The sequence below is a fragment of the Marinilactibacillus sp. Marseille-P9653 genome (assembly GCF_916618885.1).
In the GTDB taxonomy this organism is placed as follows: Bacteria; Bacillota; Bacilli; order Lactobacillales; family Carnobacteriaceae_A; genus Marinilactibacillus.
The window spans coordinates 522,462-539,091 of record NZ_CAKAKH010000001.1 but is presented as its reverse complement, the minus strand read 5'-3'; the positions used below and the strand labels follow the sequence as shown (position 1 = coordinate 539,091).

General features: G+C 38.2%; 18 protein-coding genes. 5 read left to right on the top strand and 13 right to left on the bottom strand.

Features of this window, described 5'->3' with window-relative positions; all coding sequences use genetic code 11:
• Positions 1 to 134 precede the first annotated feature (134 nt).
• The 6 genes from fetB to LG377_RS02670 form a co-directional block, all read right to left on the bottom strand.
• Positions 135 to 899 carry an iron export ABC transporter permease subunit FetB gene (gene fetB / locus LG377_RS02695; protein WP_225743177.1) on the bottom strand — a complete coding sequence of 255 codons (765 nt, stop codon included), beginning with the start codon at positions 897 to 899 and terminating at the stop codon, positions 135 to 137.
• Complete coding sequence (locus tag LG377_RS02690) at positions 889 to 1,548, bottom strand: ATP-binding cassette domain-containing protein (protein WP_225743176.1); 660 nt, start codon at positions 1,546 to 1,548, stop codon at positions 889 to 891. The genes fetB and LG377_RS02690 overlap by 11 nt, the downstream gene beginning before the upstream one ends.
• 36 nt (positions 1,549 to 1,584) lie before the next feature.
• Positions 1,585 to 2,490 carry a YitT family protein gene (locus LG377_RS02685; RefSeq protein WP_225743175.1) on the bottom strand — a complete coding sequence of 302 codons (906 nt, stop codon included), beginning with the start codon at positions 2,488 to 2,490 and terminating at the stop codon, positions 1,585 to 1,587.
• On the bottom strand, positions 2,471 to 4,099 hold the full coding sequence (locus LG377_RS02680; protein WP_225743174.1) for an amidohydrolase: 1,629 nt from the start codon (positions 4,097 to 4,099) through the stop codon (positions 2,471 to 2,473). Before LG377_RS02680 ends, LG377_RS02685 begins: the two co-directional genes overlap by 20 nt.
• A gap of 187 nt (positions 4,100 to 4,286) precedes the next feature.
• Positions 4,287 to 4,913 (bottom strand): glycosyltransferase family 32 protein, encoded by a 627-nt coding sequence (locus tag LG377_RS02675; RefSeq protein WP_225743173.1) that lies wholly within the window; start codon positions 4,911 to 4,913, stop codon positions 4,287 to 4,289.
• Positions 4,914 to 5,052: 139 nt separating this feature from the next.
• Complete coding sequence (locus LG377_RS02670) at positions 5,053 to 6,453, bottom strand: MATE family efflux transporter (protein WP_225743172.1); 1,401 nt, start codon at positions 6,451 to 6,453, stop codon at positions 5,053 to 5,055.
• A gap of 246 nt (positions 6,454 to 6,699) precedes the next feature.
• Between LG377_RS02670 and LG377_RS02665 the strand changes: the two genes are divergently transcribed.
• Positions 6,700 to 7,362, top strand: a complete 663-nt coding sequence (locus tag LG377_RS02665) for a CAP domain-containing protein (RefSeq protein WP_225743171.1) — start codon at positions 6,700 to 6,702, stop codon at positions 7,360 to 7,362.
• 31 nt (positions 7,363 to 7,393) lie between these two features.
• Here the strand turns inward: LG377_RS02665 and LG377_RS02660 are convergent, their stop codons facing one another.
• Positions 7,394 to 8,191: a carbon-nitrogen family hydrolase gene (locus LG377_RS02660; RefSeq protein ID WP_225743170.1), complete on the bottom strand. Its 798-nt coding sequence runs from the start codon at positions 8,189 to 8,191 to the stop codon at positions 7,394 to 7,396.
• Positions 8,192 to 8,227: 36 nt separating this feature from the next.
• A complete protein-coding gene (locus tag LG377_RS02655) occupies positions 8,228 to 9,142 on the bottom strand; it encodes an ROK family protein (RefSeq protein WP_225743169.1) in 915 nt (304 codons plus the stop codon).
• 362 nt (positions 9,143 to 9,504) lie between these two features.
• Here LG377_RS02655 and LG377_RS02650 point away from each other — a divergent pair, with 362 nt between their 5' ends.
• Both LG377_RS02650 and LG377_RS02645 read left to right on the top strand, forming a co-directional pair.
• Positions 9,505 to 9,822, top strand: a complete 318-nt coding sequence (locus tag LG377_RS02650) for a PTS sugar transporter subunit IIB (protein ID WP_225743168.1) — start codon at positions 9,505 to 9,507, stop codon at positions 9,820 to 9,822.
• Positions 9,823 to 9,876: 54 nt separating this feature from the next.
• Positions 9,877 to 10,206 carry a PTS lactose/cellobiose transporter subunit IIA gene (locus tag LG377_RS02645; RefSeq protein WP_225743167.1) on the top strand — a complete coding sequence of 110 codons (330 nt, stop codon included), beginning with the start codon at positions 9,877 to 9,879 and terminating at the stop codon, positions 10,204 to 10,206.
• A gap of 100 nt (positions 10,207 to 10,306) precedes the next feature.
• On the opposite strand, the gene LG377_RS02640 is transcribed toward LG377_RS02645, so the two are convergent.
• The 4 genes from LG377_RS02640 to groES form a co-directional block, all read right to left on the bottom strand.
• Positions 10,307 to 11,290 carry an NAD(P)H-quinone oxidoreductase gene (locus LG377_RS02640; RefSeq protein WP_225743166.1) on the bottom strand — a complete coding sequence of 328 codons (984 nt, stop codon included), beginning with the start codon at positions 11,288 to 11,290 and terminating at the stop codon, positions 10,307 to 10,309.
• Positions 11,291 to 11,398: 108 nt separating this feature from the next.
• On the bottom strand, positions 11,399 to 12,313 hold the full coding sequence (locus LG377_RS02635) for a ketopantoate reductase family protein (protein WP_225743165.1): 915 nt from the start codon (positions 12,311 to 12,313) through the stop codon (positions 11,399 to 11,401).
• Between the two features lie 121 nt (positions 12,314 to 12,434).
• Entirely contained in the window at positions 12,435 to 14,057 is a 1,623-nt protein-coding gene (gene groL / locus LG377_RS02630) for a chaperonin GroEL (protein WP_225743164.1), read from the bottom strand.
• A gap of 102 nt (positions 14,058 to 14,159) precedes the next feature.
• Complete coding sequence (groES, locus tag LG377_RS02625) at positions 14,160 to 14,444, bottom strand: co-chaperone GroES (protein WP_225743163.1); 285 nt, start codon at positions 14,442 to 14,444, stop codon at positions 14,160 to 14,162.
• 227 nt (positions 14,445 to 14,671) lie between these two features.
• Between groES and LG377_RS02620 the strand changes: the two genes are divergently transcribed.
• Together LG377_RS02620 and LG377_RS02615 are read left to right on the top strand one after the other, a co-directional pair.
• Complete coding sequence (locus LG377_RS02620; RefSeq protein WP_225743162.1) at positions 14,672 to 15,328, top strand: CPBP family intramembrane glutamic endopeptidase; 657 nt, start codon at positions 14,672 to 14,674, stop codon at positions 15,326 to 15,328.
• Positions 15,329 to 15,356: 28 nt separating this feature from the next.
• Positions 15,357 to 15,560, top strand: coding sequence for a DUF4305 domain-containing protein (locus LG377_RS02615; RefSeq protein WP_225743161.1), 204 nt, complete (start codon positions 15,357 to 15,359; stop codon positions 15,558 to 15,560).
• A 63-nt stretch (positions 15,561 to 15,623) separates the two neighbouring features.
• Here the strand turns inward: LG377_RS02615 and LG377_RS02610 are convergent, their stop codons facing one another.
• Complete coding sequence (locus tag LG377_RS02610) at positions 15,624 to 16,322, bottom strand: redox-sensing transcriptional repressor Rex (protein WP_225743160.1); 699 nt, start codon at positions 16,320 to 16,322, stop codon at positions 15,624 to 15,626.
• Positions 16,323 to 16,630 lie beyond the last annotated feature (308 nt).

Here is a 16,630-nt window from a genome sequence, read left to right as displayed (position 1 = left end):
CCGTAGAAATGTTCTTGTCATACTAATCGTAACATTCCCTTAAGAGAACCCATTCTTACCATAATCGGAATATATTCTGTAATATACCAAATTTCATATTCCCAGCCTTTTTGCCTATCATTTAGACCCTTCAACTACAAAATCAGTTGTTTTTGTTCGTTGTAAAATTGCTTGTATGCTAGAAAACTGGCGATTACACTCGAAATACTGGTTACAGCTATTAGCATGAACATGACGACAATCTGGTAGCGAATCGCTTCTGTTGGTTCGATTCCTGCAAAGATCAAACCAGACATCATTCCCGGTAAACTCACGAGTCCAACCGTTTTCGTACTATCTATAGAAGGTGTCATACCAGTTCGAACACTTTCTCTGATAATGGTCATAGAGGCTTGTTTTTCATTTGCGCCTAACGCTAGTTTTTCTAAAACTTGTTGTCGTTGATCTTTGAATTTGTCATTCAGCGCTCGGTAAGTCAAACCCACTGCAACCATCGCGTTACTTGCAATCATCCCAGTGATAGGAACAATTTGTGAAGGCACCCATTCAATGGTTCCTGTTAAAATCAGTAATCCTAGAGTCAGAGCAGTCCCCGTTCCTAGTGATAATAAGGATATTTTCAAGGAATTTGGAATCCCTTCGCTTCTTTTATGCGCATTGTAGGCAGCATTGAATACGATAAACAATACCATGGCAAAAGTAACCAAGATATTATCCAAATTGAATATGTAACTCAGTACATAACCAATGAGGAAAAGCTGTATGACTGCTCTAAGTCCTGCGACGAAGATCTCATTTCCTAGTCCCAGCTTTTGTTTGTAATCAACAAAAATCGCAATTAGTAAAAGTCCAGTCGAAAAAAGAAGTGATGTATTGCTAATTTCAAGACTATTCGTCATTAGAATCCTCCATTCTTCCATTTCTGATTTTAATCACTCTACTAGAGTTGGAAATTTCTGCTTCATCATGGGTTACCTTAATTATCGTCACTTGATTTTTCTTGTTCAGATCATCTAGCATACGTAAGATAATAGACCGGTTTTTTGCATCCAGTGAACTGGTAATTTCGTCTAGCAATAAGACTCGTGGTTCAAACATCAAGTTACGGATCAATGCAATCCGCTGTTTTTCTCCTCCTGATAACTCAGTGACCGGTTTATCATAGTAGCCATCTGAAAGCTCAACCTTTTCTAAATAGGCTTTGATTTTTTCCTCATCGATTTCTTGATCGCGTATGGTGAAAGGAAATTCTAGGTTATCTTTAACTGTCCGATCGAATAAAGCCGCATTTTGAAAGAAATAAGAAACTTCTTTTCGGTAATTCATAGGATTGATTTTCTCTAAATCCTCTCCTTTGTAGCTAATGGTTCCTTGAGTAGGTGTGAAGAGACTTCCAATCAACTTCAATATCGTACTTTTCCCACTTCCAGAAGGGCCTGTCAGTGTAATAACTTCGCCCTCCTGGACTTCAAACGTGATCTCTTCAAGTATGGTTTGTTTACTCGTTTGAAATCCAACCTTTTTCAATGATAGAATTGACTGTTTCATTATCTACTCCAATCTAGACCTAATGGTTCGTCTCTTTTATTGTAGTCCTTGTTCTTCTGCTTCTGTGATTCTCTCTGCTTGTTCTTCTTGGGATAGATAGGTAAATCCTTCTCCTGTAACTTCTTGAACGTGGGATAAGGTGACAAATGCGTTGGGATCGACGGATTCTACAATTCTTTTAATTGTAAGCACTTCTCTCCGGCTTATAATAATATAAAGAATCTGCTTTTTGTTACCAGTGAAATGACCTTTTCCGTCAAGTATTGTAATCCCACGACCAATTTGTAGTTCAATCTGACGCGCAATTTCTTCGTATTTTTCCGAAATGATAAAAAAGGATTTTCTTGGATTTAATCCTTCTAATACGAAATCGATCATTTTTGTCTGAATAAATAAGTTGATCAAGGTAAGGAAAACATTTTCGACACCGATAATGAATACACTTGGTACAACAATGAAAATGTCAATCAGCAAAAGCGACGTTGGAATATTGATACCGATATATTTCTGCATAATTTTAGCAAGGATATCACTTCCGGCAGTCGTCCCATGGCCCAGCATGATCAACCCAATTCCAGCACCCATAAAGACCCCTGAACCAATTGGAGCTAGCAGTGTCGTTTCTGGAATAAAAGCCCATTTCGGACCTGAAACGACTAATAGCAAAACTGAAATAATTCCATTCGCTACGATTGTGTAGTTTAATGTTTTCTTGTCCAAGAATTTATATCCGATCGCAATGATAAAGATATTACAGATAAAAATCGTATACGATGGTTCGATATCCGATAAGTAAAATAAGATCAGTGAAAATCCAGTCAGCCCACCTTCTGCCAAATCATTGGGTACAGTGAAGCCATTAACACTGATTGCGTATAAAAATGATCCAATAACAATCAGAACCAGATTTTTCAAAGTATCTTTAACTTCTATTTTCTTCATTGCTGTTCTCCTTCTTATACACTTCTTTGCCGCCAACAATCGTTGCAAGTACTTGTGTATCTTTGATCTTCATAGGATCACAAGTGAAGATATCTTGATCGATTACGATGAAGTCAGCTAACTGTCCAGGTTTGATTCTACCTTTAATTCCTTCTTCAAAACTTGCATAAGCACTCTCATAAGTGTACGCGTCGATAGCAGTATAGATGTCTACGGCTTCTTCTGGCAAAAAGCCTTCTTCCGGCGTACCATCTAACCTTTTTCTGGTAACGGCTGAATAAATATTTTCCCAAGGATCAAAGGACACAATCGGTGCGTCTGAACTGAAGGACTGGTGTACACCAGCTCTGGCTAAGGTTCCAAAAGCATAAGACGTTTCCGCCCGCTCTTTACCGATACGAGAAAGCACAATCGGAATATCGTCATTTAAAAATATGGGTTGTACATAGGTCAAATATCCTCTATCAATCACACGATCTACAAGGTCACGACCTGTTATTTGCATATGATTGACGCCTAATCTGAGATCATTGGGCTTTCCTTTTAGTGCTTCGTCATAGGCATCTAATATTCTTTCCACACCTTTATCCCCAATCCCATGAATAATGACTTGGAAACCGTGATCAACAGCGATCTTCACTTCTTCATTTAATTGCTTTTGAGATTTTGTTTCAATCCCTAGATTTTCCGGATCGTCCGAGTAAGATTCTCGCATAGCAGCCGTTCTAGCACCTAATGTACCATCTGAAAAGTATTTGATTGGTCCGATCTTGTTATAGAAACTACCTTGGCCGAACATATAGCCTTTATCAAAAAATGGCTGAATATACGTAGCATCATTGAACCAGATTTGTTGATAGAAGCGTACGGTCAAGGCTTGTTCCTCTTCAAGCTCTCGGTAGAGTGAGAGGGTTTCTTCAATCGTTTCATCTTTAGCGTCGTTGGTATGCATAGATGTTAACCCTAAGCTGTTTGCTAGTTTCATTGCTTTTTTCAGCTGTAGCTTTCTAGTCTCCACACTTGCTTCAGGCAAGAAAGGACGCACCAAATCCATTGCACCTTCTGTTAATACCCCGGTAGGTTCACCTTGAGCATCTTTTTGAACTTCTCCACCATTTTGAGAAACAGAGTCTTTTGTCAGTTTCAATCTTTCAATGGCCTTGGAATTTAAACTCATAATATGGCGATCTACTCGAACCATTGCGATTGGAACCGTTGTAGAAATTTTATCCAAATCGGTTCTGTCCGGAATTTTTTGTATATCTGTAAAGTAATTCTGATTCCATCCTTCTGTATATAGAAAGTCTTTTTCTGTTAGTCCTTTATCTTCTATATATTCTTTTGAACGCTCGATTAATGCCTTCATAGAAGTGACATCCGTAATTTTCAACATATCAAGGTATTCAGCCGTCATCAAAAAATGCAGATGGGAATCGTTCATACCTGGAACAACTGTCTTCCCCTTTAAATCAATCACTTCGGACTGATGTTGATAGGCTTCCACTAATTCGTGATTCCCAACTACTTTTATGTAATCCTCATCAACTAGCATCGCTGTCGCGAATTGTTCTCTTTCGACATAAATTTTACCGTTTGTATATAATTTCAATGCCCTTCGCCTCCTAACTTCTTTTCTATTGTATCATGAGGTTTATTACTAGAGATAGATTTTAAAATCAATCTTCAAAATTACTTTTTTTACTCTTTTTTTATTTAAGGGAGTTTATTAAATCAAAAAAAGAAGCTGCCAAGTGGCGACGTACTCACTTGAAAACTTCTTTGCTGTCATACTATTCTTATAACCAGCTACCTGTAAATTGGTGAATACCATAGGTATTATCTGTTGCATCGATTTCTCTAGACCAATAATCTTTTGGAGAAAAATACTCTAGAGGGAAAATGTGGCAGTTCTCAATAATTTGTTTTGTATTATCTGGCTTTAATCCACGCTCTGTCATGATTTCTGTGATACGGATGACATTCGTTTTTTCATCTCTTGATCCATCTGGCAAGATAAATTCACGACCATCATAGTCATCATATAATTCTTCAATAAATTTATGATGGGGTTCTGCTCCGATTATCCCAGTCGAAATTTCTGTCTCGATTTCAAAACTGAAAAATGCTGGCAAGTCTCTGAACTCTTCAATGGATTTAATTAATTCCATATCTGTATCACAATAAACTCCACCATGTTCTTTTAAAGCATAAAGACGCGCAACGTCTGAGACAAAGGCCCAGTCTTCTCTTTCATAAGCTTGTTTTGTGTATATACCATGTTCTTCTGGATTGAAATTTGATTCATCCCAACGCATAATCTCCCAATCAGGACAATATTTCTTCCAGCTAGCTAAACATTTTTCTTCCAGTTCTCCTAGTTCGTTCCCACCAAACCAAGCGTAGTGTATAATCTTTGGTATCATATCAGTCTCTCCTCAATTTGAATGTTATCATGAAACTTTCTTGAAAACTCTAACTTCATTGTAACAAACTACTTGCTGAAAAATCGAATAAAAGGCTTTTAGGATTTAAGAGAAGGTCGAATTAAAAGACTTGGACCCTTTAAACTTGTTCGTTTGCAAACCGTTCTGGGTTCAATGGTTCGTTGTCAGACATCGGACGAATTTTCTTATTGTAGACATAGCGCATAACAATAACTGAAAAGACCACAGCCACAGCTTCTGATATCACAATCGACCACCAGACAGAATGTACATCTCCAGAAAGCGAGAGCACGTAAGCTACTGGTACGAGTACAACGAGTTGTCTAATCACGTTTACCCATAAGCTGAGCATACCATTCCCTAGCGCTTGGAAGACTGTCCCTATAATAATACTAAAGCCTGCTAGCACGAAACTAATACTAATCGTTCGAAGCGCAGAAACACCAATCGCTGTCATTTCATCTGACGCATTAAACAACGCTAGTAATTGTTCAGGAAAGGCTTGGAACAATATCGTGCCCATTAGCATCATGCTCATGGCATAGATCAGACAAATTTTAATAGCACTAATCATTCTTTTCTTGTTTCGAGCCCCATAATTATAAGAAACAATTGGGATCATACCGTTATTCAGTCCAAAAACTGGCATGAAAGCAAAGCCTTGAAGTTTAATGTAGACACCATAAACCGCTGTAGCTGTAGGTGTGAACTGTAAGAGAATATTGTTTAATAGAAGTGTTACTACAGAAGTGATGGATGTCATGATCATAGAAGGTACACCAATAGCATAAATCCGCTTGATGACCTTAAAATTGGGTCTGAACCCTTTGTACTGCATATCAATATCATCGTTGAATTTAGCATTAAAATAAAAAGCCAATAGTGCAGAGATGAGTTGAGCGGCAACGGTAGCGATTGCTGCACCGTAGACACCTAATGCCGGAACACCGAATAAGCCAAAAATCAAGATTGGATCCAATGCAATATTTAAAATTGCGCCAGTTCCTTGGGTGATCATTGTATAAAATGTTCGACCCGTTGCCTGAAGTGATCTCTCATAAACAAATTGCATGAACTTACCAATTGAGAAAGTTGTAATAATAACGGTATATTCTATTCCGTACTGAATAATTTCCGGATTATCTGTTTGAGCTTCAAAAAACGGTCGTACTAGTGTAAGTCCTAGTACAAGAAAAATGATATAGTGAACGACTCCTAAAAATACACCATTGTTTGCTGTCTCACTGGCCAATTCTCTATTCTCTTCGCCTAGACGTCTAGACATTTCTGCATTCATACCGACTCCTGCCCCTACTTGGATCGCAATCATCAGCATCTGAATGGGATAAGCTAGAGACAGTGCTGCAAGTGCTTCTTCACTGATTTGAGCCACAAACATACTATCCACAACGTTGTAAAGAGATTGTATCAACATCGAGATCATCATCGGTAAAGAAAGATTCAGCACAAGACGATTCATCGGCATCGTGCCTAATTTGTTCGATTTCATATTTTTCATTTGACTGTGCACCTACTATATTTTATTGTGAATTCTTAAGATTTTTTTAAAGAGAACTTTTCTGATTATACCGAATGCTTGTGCTGAAATGAAGTATAAAGTATAAAATCTTATAATGAATTTCTTCCAACTAATCTCTTGTCACAAATAAGATATGGACTTAAAGAATCCAAACTGATTTCTCAACTTATTCATACTTTTCTGATACAATATGTGAGCATCCATCGAAAGGAGTCCGTTGTACTCATGAAGTATATTAGAAAATTAATCGTACTGGTATTAGCCGTCATTCTAGGATTCTGGCTAGCGTCTACCAACGCTTTGCAAAATACAATGGTAGGAAATTGGCTTGATACTATCGTGCGCTTTATTCCAGCTCCAGATGACTGGTCAAACTTAAGTCTGCAAAACCCGGAGCAGCTTGTTAAACGATTCGCTCCTGAAGAACAACCAAATGAAAGCCAAGTCTCGTCTGTCACTCAAGAACGCTCTTCTGATCTTGATTATGATGTTGTAGAAAACAGAATTCTAACTTTATTGAATGCATTACGTGAAGAAAAACAAGTTTCTACACTCACTTCAAATGAGACCTTAAGAGAAGTAGCCAACATTAGAGCGATTGAAACGGAGACGTTATTCTCTCATACTCGTCCAGATGGTTCAGATACCTTCTCAGTTTTTGAGGAAGAAGGGATTTCTTATCCATATACAATTGTCGGTGAGAATTTAGGTATGGCAACGAACTACCTAGACGAAACGGCTATGGCAGAACTTTTATTCAATGGCTGGGTAGAAAGTGAAGGTCATTATGAAAATATGATTCGTCCAGAATTTCAAGAAGTTGGCATCGGTGTTCATTATGACGGAGAATTCCTCTATGCAACGCAGATTTTTGGTACTCCACAATAGTAGTCTTAAACCGTGATGCTTGAATCAAGCTTCACGGTTTCTTTTTGATTTGGTATAACTCTGGTCTGCGGTCTTTGAACACATTGATTTGTGTTTTGATTTCTTTTCGATGACTCAAATCTAATTCAGCAGTCAGAACGGTTGCTTCTTCTGCACTTTCAGCTAAAGCTTCTCCTAACGGATCCAAAATCACCGAATGTCCACAAAATGTCAACTCGTTCGCTTTACCCACACTATTTACACCTACAACGAACAACTGATTTTCGATTGCTCGAGCTTTCAGTAATGTTTGCCAGTGGCTGACCCTTGGGTGTGGCCAAGCTGCAGGAACAAACAAAATTTCGATTTCCTCAAGCGCTAGTAAACGAATCCATTCAACAAATCTTAGATCATAACAAGTTGCTATGCCTACTTTAACGCCGTCTAATTCAAATAGACCGAGTTCATGACCTGGTGTAAAGACTTTATCTTCTTTGGATGGTGAAAATAAGTGCACTTTATGGTAGGTATGAATCAGTTGACCCATTCGGTCGTACTGATAACTTGAATTAAATAGTTGTCCGTTAGAAATCGTCGCGACAGTGCCGCCTACAATATTGACTTGATATGTTTTACTTAATCTACTAAGCAGCGCTTTTGACCTTATACCTTCTTTATCAGCGTTCTCTTTAACGTCTTTAGGATAGAAAGAAAGGTTCCACATTTCAGGAAGCACAATTGTATCTGGAGACTCTTTTTGAATAACGTCTTCCACGAGCCGCTCGATTTTTTCTTCATTTTTGTCTGGATCATTGAATGCAAGATCCATTTGAATCGCACTGATTTTCATTGTTACTGCCTCCGCTCTCTTACTTAACATTATCTTCTATATCTTTTTTTGATTTGTTTTCAACAGGTATTGGTACAGTGCTCCATACAGATTCGCCTCATTCCCCAACTCACTTTGAACAACTTTTGCTTGAAATCCGTTAATTTCCGTCATAAAATCTTCAGCAAATAAGTGATCAACCGCACGCTGAATCCCTTCAACAAATAGCGGTTCTTCACTCATACCGCCTCCAATCACAATCACTTCAGGATCAAACATGGTTTGGAAATTCATAATCTGAGCAGCAATAGTCTGACAATATTGTGAAAATAGCTGCTCCGCTTTTTGATTGCCTGCTTTGATTTCTTTGAAAAATTCTACCCCAGAATAGTGTTCTGGATCTTCTCCAAGAGCTTTAGCGGCTCGCTTCACCAGTTTCACTGCGCTACCTTTATTCGCAAATATCTTCTCTTTAGATAGTGGCAACTGTCCATCCGTTCTGATTGTGGAAAATTCCCCAGCTGCTAAATGATGTCCTTTAATCAATTGGCCGTTAGCGATAATGCCCCCTCCAATCCCTGTTCCAATAATCAATGCAATACCATCTTTTATCCCCTGTAGTTTCCCTTTCCATACTTCTCCAAGAGCAGCACTCTTACCATCATTTTCGATCACGAGGGTCTGATCAATTTTTTCTTCAAACATTTCTTTCAAATTTATTTGATGAATAAACTCAAGTGATCCTCCATGAACAGCATAACCTCTATCTGAATCGATGATTCCAGGCATGCTAAAAGCCACTCCAGAGACATCGCTTTTGAACTCGCTGTAAATCTCTACGATGGTGTCTATAAAATCTTCCATATTTTTTGTAGGAGTCTTCATCTTGCCTGTAGTTAAAATCTCTTCTTCATTCATTACGGCATATTTGATTGAAGAGCCGCCTACGTCATATATTAAATAGTTCTTCATTGTATTCCTCCAACTTTAAACCAATTCATCTTTGATTGTTTCTTTTTTCTACACTATCACTACTCTACCATTTTACAAATTTTCTTGCTCCAGAGCCATTATCTGAATAAATCATTTCTACTCATTTTTATCATATGTCATCGATTACATGTTATATTATGCTTTAAATCTGTACTGATTTTATTCTTTATTTGAATTCAAACAAATTTTAGTGTATAAATAGTATATAAGAAGGAAACGATTTCAAATTATTGTTAACTCGTAAATTTTCCAACACGACTCTAAAACAACAATGTAACCGTGTACAAATCGATGAATCGTTTATGTATTAATCCAGTTTATCTAAAGAAGGAGAAGTTATTATGTCAATGAAAACAATCATGTTAGTATGTGCTGCCGGAATGAGTACAAGTATGCTTGTATCCAAAATGGAAAAAGCTGCTGAAGCAGATGGTGTTGAAACGGATATCTTTGCAGTTTCTGCCAATGAAGCGGATAGTTACTTGGCTTCTAAACCTGTAGACGTTTTACTTCTAGGTCCTCAAGTTAAATTCCTTAAAAAACAAATGGAATCAAAAGTAGCCAATAAAGGTATCCCAGTTGAGGTCATTGATATGAGAGATTACGGAATGATGAACGGGAAAAGTGTTCTTGACAGAGCATTAGCCCTAAGCGAATAATCCTTTTCGCACGGTTTAAACTTATCGAGCGCTTTTTAAGAAGGAGAATTGTGTATGTCGGATAGAACTGAAAAACAAGAAGAAATGCTTCAAACGATAATGGGACTAATCATGCATGGCGGAGATGCCAAAAGTAATGCAATGGAAGCCATTCATGCAGCTAAGGAAGGCGACTTCAAGGCGGCCGATGATAAACTTAAACTCGCAGACGATGCGTTGATTCAGGCTCATCATTCACAAACGGGCTTGTTGACCAGAGAAGCTTCTGGCGATAGCGTTGAAATGTCTCTTTTAATGGTTCACGGTCAAGATCACTTGATGAATGCGATTACCTTTAAAGATATGGCAGTAGAAATCATCGATCTTCACAAACGTCTTCAATAATCGTTTATTATAAATCAGTAAAAGAGCTCATCTACCTTAAAAAGTAAATGAGCTCTTTTGCTATATACCAAGGCCAGTCAATCTGTGTTCAACGTTTAAATTACTCTCCAATTTTGAGAATGATTTTCCCTGTATTCTCGTTATCTTCCATTTGACGATGAGCTTCTTTTGCTTCTTCAAACGGTAAAACCGAGTGAATGATTGGACGAATATCGCCTTTTTCAATCAACGGCATGGCATGCTCTACAAATTCTTTTGTCAGTTTTGCTTTGTATGCATCACTTCTTGGAGTTAAAAGCGTTCCTTTTAAAGAAATCCGTTTCTGTAATAGATTCGTTAACGATACTTCTTCTACAACCGTTCCGCCTAGTGTTCCGATGAGTACCCAGTTAGCATCCAGTCCAGCGCTTTGCATATTTTTCTCCCAATAAGAAGCACCAACAAAATCAAGGATGACATCTACACCTTCACCATTTGTCATTTCATTGATTACTTCTTCAAACGCTTCTTTTTTGTAATTGATTACAGTGCCTGCACCAAGTTCCTTAGCCACTTTCAACTTATCCTCATGACCTGCTGTCGTAAAGATTTGTGCCTGACTAAGGTGACGTGCGAGTTGAATCGCTGCTGTTCCTACACCACTACCTCCAGCATGAATCAAGACCTTCTGTTTTGATTGTAATGCTCCTAGCCAATATAGTGTCTGATAAGCCGTTAGAAAAACTTCAGGGATTGCGACGGCTTCTTCCATAGATAATGATTCATGAAATACGATCGCACGGTCTGCCGGCATCGTCACATACTCGGCATATCCCCCTTGATTGACGAGTCCTGCTACTTTTGTACCTGGCGCAAGGTTTTGATCTGTTGAATGATTCTCAACCACCACGCCACTCACTTCTATCCCCAAAATTGGATAAGGTTTTGAAAGTGAAGGATTTTGTCTGGTCAACGTATCTGTTCGGTTGATACCGGCGGCTTTCACCTCAATTAGAATTTCGCCTTCTTTTGGTTGTGGTTTTTCTCGATCTTCTATGACGAGTTGTTCTCTTGATCCGGGTTCTTTGATTGTCCATGCACGCATGCTTTTCACTCCATTTGATTTAGTTTTCCAATCTTACTTTAAATCAAGAAGTTTAATAATATCCAATGAAATGACCGGGTATTTTTTATTGCTTATAAAACTAGTTGATTAAAATGTTTTTTCAATTTCTTTTATGCGTTTATAAAGCTCTTCGTTTACTGGTGTAGAGATTCCGTATTGTTTAGCTTTTTCTAAAATAGTACCTGCAAATAAGGCGACTTCTGTCTGTCTTTTTGCTAGACCGTCTTGTCTCATAGAAGGCATGCCTTTTGGATCAACTGTATCAATAATATCAAAAGCATTTTGTATATGTTTTTCTTCAAGCGGAATACCTTCTGCCTGAGCAATCTCGATTACTTCCTGCATGGCAGCCCGTGCCTGTTCGTGGTAAGCCCCACCCGTTTGAATGCCTTCATAAGTCGTTTCATGAACCATTACGACTTGGTTAACCCCGACATTCATAATGAACTTTTCCCAAATTTTCAGCATGATATTCTCTTCAATGACATATGGAAATTTTGCTTCGTCAAAAATGGCTGCGACTGTGTTGAGCCTAGCCATCTTTTCAGGAACTTCAGCACCAATTTGTAGCCATCCTTTTACTTTTGAGCGCACATTCTGACCTTCTCTTGTCGCATCCATTCCAATCGCTACTGTCGGAATGACTTTTTCTTGTCCAAATCTGGCACCGAGAATGTTCTCGCTAGTGATTCCATTGATTAAAGACAAAATGGTGGTTTGAGGTCCGACTTGATGCTTCATCGAATCCATCCCACTGTCTAACGTCAAAGATTTTGTACAGACAATAACTAAATCAGATGGATCGCCTTGATCAGTTTCCAATACATAATTGAAATCGCACGGTTCACCGTTCAAAGTGACTCCGTCTCGCTCATAGCGTTCTTTTCTTTCTTTGCTTACAATAACTTTTACGCGGTCTTTGCCTAGTGCATTTGAAAGATGTTGTCCATACAAAATACCTAGTGCGCCTAATCCTACTATCGCTACTGTTTTATCATTCATATTCTATCCCCTTTGATCATTCTAGATGGTACTTCGTACTGTTATCTTATCATATTCTTTTTACACAAAGTGAAAAAGCTACATCCATGAAAGGATGCAGCTTTTTCTTTAAGTCATAAAATTACATCATGCCGCCCATTGCGCCTGGGTCCATTCCAGCTCCTGGAGCTTCTGGTTCAGGAATATCAGCAACAGCTGCTTCAGTTGTAAGGAGTAATGCAGAAACAGAAGCTGCGTTTTGTAATGCTGAACGCGTTACTTTTGTAGGATCAATGATTCCTGCTTCTACCATGTTGACCATTTCTCCAGTAGCTGCATTAAATCCGATACCTGGTTCTACATGTTTCAGACGTTCTACGATTACACTACCGTCAAGACCTGCATTGAAAGCAATTTGACGTACAGGTTCTTCAAGCGCACGAACAACGATTTTAACGCCTGTTGCTTCATCACCAGTTGCTTCAATTTCTTGAAGTTTACTTAAGATGTTGATATAAGCTGTACCACCACCGGCAATCACGCCTTCTTCAACTGCTGCACGTGCAGCATTCAAAGCATCTTCGATACGTAGTTTACGTTCTTTGATTTCTGTTTCTGTAGCTGCTCCAACTTTGATAACCGCTACTCCGCCTGCAAGTTTCGCAATACGTTCTTGTAATTTCTCGCGGTCAAATTCAGAGTTGGTTTCTTCAGCTTGTGCGCGAAGCATTGCGACACGTTGCTCAATATTACCTTTATCGCCAGTTCCTTCAACAAGTGTTGTATCGTCTTTTGTAACAACCGCTTTACCAGCAACGCCTAGTTGATCAATCGTCATATCTTTCAAGTCTAGTCCAAGATCATCTGTGATCACTGTACCATTCGTCAAAATCGCGATATCCTCAAGCATACCTTTACGGCGGTCACCGAAACCAGGTGCTTTAACCGCTACAACGTTCAAGGTTCCTCTAATTTTGTTTAATACTAAAGTAGGCAGTGCTTCTCCTTCAATATCATCCGCAATAATCAATAAAGCACGATTTTGTTGCATGATATTTTCAAGTACAGGAAGAATGTCTTGAACGGATGAAATTTTCTTGTCTGTAATCAAAACGTATGGATTGTCAAGAGTTGCTTCCATTTTTTCATTGTCTGTTACCATGTATTGAGAAAGGTAACCACGATCGAATTGCATACCTTCAACAACGTCAAGTTCTGTTTCGATACCTTGAGATTCTTCAATAGTGATGACTCCATCACTACCAACTTTTTCCATAGCATCCGCTAGCAATTGACCAATTTCATCGTCTCCAGAAGAAATTGCTGCAATCTGAGCGATTGATTCTTTACCTTCAACTTTAGTAGAAGCTTCATGTAGGGCTTCAACAGCTTTTCTTGTGGCCATTTCGATTCCGCGACGGATTCCTACTGGATTTGCGCCAGCCGTTACGTTTTTCATTCCTTCGTTTACAATAGCTTGAGTCAAAACGGTTGCTGTAGTTGTACCGTCACCAGCAATATCGTTTGTTTTACTAGCAACTTCGGCTACTAGTTGAGCACCCATATTTTCAAACTGATCTTCAAGTTCGATTTCTTTAGCGATCGTTACACCATCGTTAGTGATTTGAGGAGCACCGAAAGCTTTATCTAAAATAACGTTTCTTCCTTTGGGTCCTAATGTTACTTTTACTGTATTTGCTAATTTGTCAACTCCACGTAGCATAGCTGCACGTGCGTCTTCAGAAAATTTGATATCTTTAGCCATGGTTTCCATTCACCTCTTAGTAAAATTTTTATTCGATTTTTGATTGTATATAATAAATTTGATTTTGACCTTATTGACACGAATGCTTTACAACTGTGAAAACTATTCTACTACAGCAATGATGTCTGTATCTTTAAGCACTAGGTAGTCTTTACCTTCGTATTTCACTTCAGAGCCTGCGTACTTTTCAAAAATAACTTTTTCTCCAACAGCTACGTCGACTTCTGCACGTCTACCGTCTTCCAGTACCTTACCATTACCTACTGCTACAACTTTCGCTGTTTGTGGCTTTTCTTTTGCCGATTCCGGTAAAACAAGTCCACTTACAGTTTTTTCTTCTTCTTTGATGACTTCTAGAAGAACACGATTTCCTAAAGGTTTTAACATGGTGTTATCCCTCCGATATTTTTTTAGTTGATTAGATTCGTGTTAGCACTCTAAGCGTCCGAGTGCTAACTCCAATACTTAGTATATTCAAAACGAGGATTTCTTGCAAGCCTTTTGATGTTAAAAAATCGATTAAAAATCTCATCTGGAATACGCTTGGCTTTTATGTTAAGTTACTAGTATTGTCAGCATTGACTGAACGTTATGATAGAGCGAGGATGAGTCACATGGACATACAAAACAAAAAGAAAACCGGACTACAAATCGTACTGACTTACATTATGATTCAATTGTTAACGGTATTATCTAATCAGTTATTACCTGCTTCTCTACAGCCTGCTGGTGGAATCTGGTCGAATATCCTTTTATTTAGTTTAGGTGCTGGGCTTATCATTTACCTGGATAGAAAAAATCGATTCGATCTTTTGTTCGAAAAAACCTTCAGCATACAAAAATCTGAAGTTATGATCTGGGGAGTCGTAGGATTCGTGATCGCAGTTGTTTCCCAGTATATCGCTACACTTATTGAAGTGAGTTTTTTAGGAACACCTATCACCTCACAAAACACCCAAGGAATCCTTGAAATCATCAAGCGTTATCCTTATTTCATTGTAATTGTTTCCATCGCGGGCCCTATTATGGAAGAATTTGTTTTTCGAAAAGTCTTATTTGGTCTGAGTATTGGAAAAATTGGTGGTATTGGGGCTGCAGTCATTAGTTCTTTAGCCTTCGCTTTCATTCACTTTGATGGTAGAATGCTGGTTTACTCCGTTATGGGACTGGTCTTTTCTTGGCTATACTATAAAACCAAAAATATCTGGACACCTATTATCGCTCATAGTTTAATGAATACATTCGCTATACTTCAAATATTTTTCGTATAAGGAACATGCTTTATGAAAGGATTTTTTAATGACAACTAAACAATTACTCACTTATATCTTTTTGAAATATGCTATGTTTGCCGCTTTGATTTATGTAACCATCAATTCTGTCCAAAGAGATGGCTGGGATTTTTTCCCCATACTATTCGTTCTTTTAGCTACCCGAGACTTTGTACAAGGTACGCGTTTAGTACAGGTCTACTATAAAATCAAAAAAAATTACAAAGTTTAAAAAACTGCAAGCTGCTCGTTCAAGTGTTTGAACGAATAGCCTGCAGTTTTTTTGATTAGCTCTTTAATCTTCTTCGACAAAAAGCTCTCCTGTATCTTCATCAATCACGACTTCATCTTCAGCCTCATCTAGCTCTTGATAATAGTTGATAAAATAAATCAATGTTTGAAGCTCATTGGTCAAATCGACATTATGTACTCGGATATTATCCGGTACATTTACTCGAATTGGAGTAAAGTTCATAATTCCTTTTACGCCGCCTTCAACTAATTTGTTCGCCATTTCTTGGGCGATTTCTGAAGGGACCGTCAGTATGGCAACATCTATCTGTTGTAAATCAAGTTGTTCTACCATCTCATCGATATGATAGACAGGTACGCCTTGATGAACCGTACCAATCAGTTCTTTATTCACATCAAAGCCAGCACTAATTCTTGTATTATTGCTACGTCTGAAGTTATAGTTCAATAGCGCTTGTCCAAGATTCCCTACGCCGATTAAAGCGACATTTGTCAGGCGGTCTTGATTGAGCGTCTTACTAAAAAAGTTCATCAGTGCTTCGACATCGTATCCATACCCTCTTTTACCTAACGCTCCAAAGTATGAAAAGTCTCTTCTGATTGTAGCACTATCTACTTTTACGGCCTCACTCAATTTTGCTGAGGATACTCGGCTCTTCCCGGCTTCGTGGAGAAAGCGTAAATAACGATAATAAAGGGGTAACCTTCTTGCAGTTGCTTTAGGAATCTTCTTTTCTACCATGCTTTTTCTCCTTTATGGTTTAATTGCCTTTTCTGATTGAAAGGTTAATCCTATTTAAGTTGATTTTATGAATCAGATTTCACAAGTGTAAGAGATGTTTCACTAGTTATTATAGCATGTAAATCGGAAAATGAAAGTTAATATGACCATAAAATAAGCGTTTGTAGCTACGTTAACTTTAATCACTAACAAACTTTCCAAGTAGTTTGTGAAAAAACATCTGTATAATGGACAATTCGGCCTATTATTTTAACTATCCAAGGTAACCGATTACATAAAAAGTTTTTTGTATTTCTCCTATTCTGTTA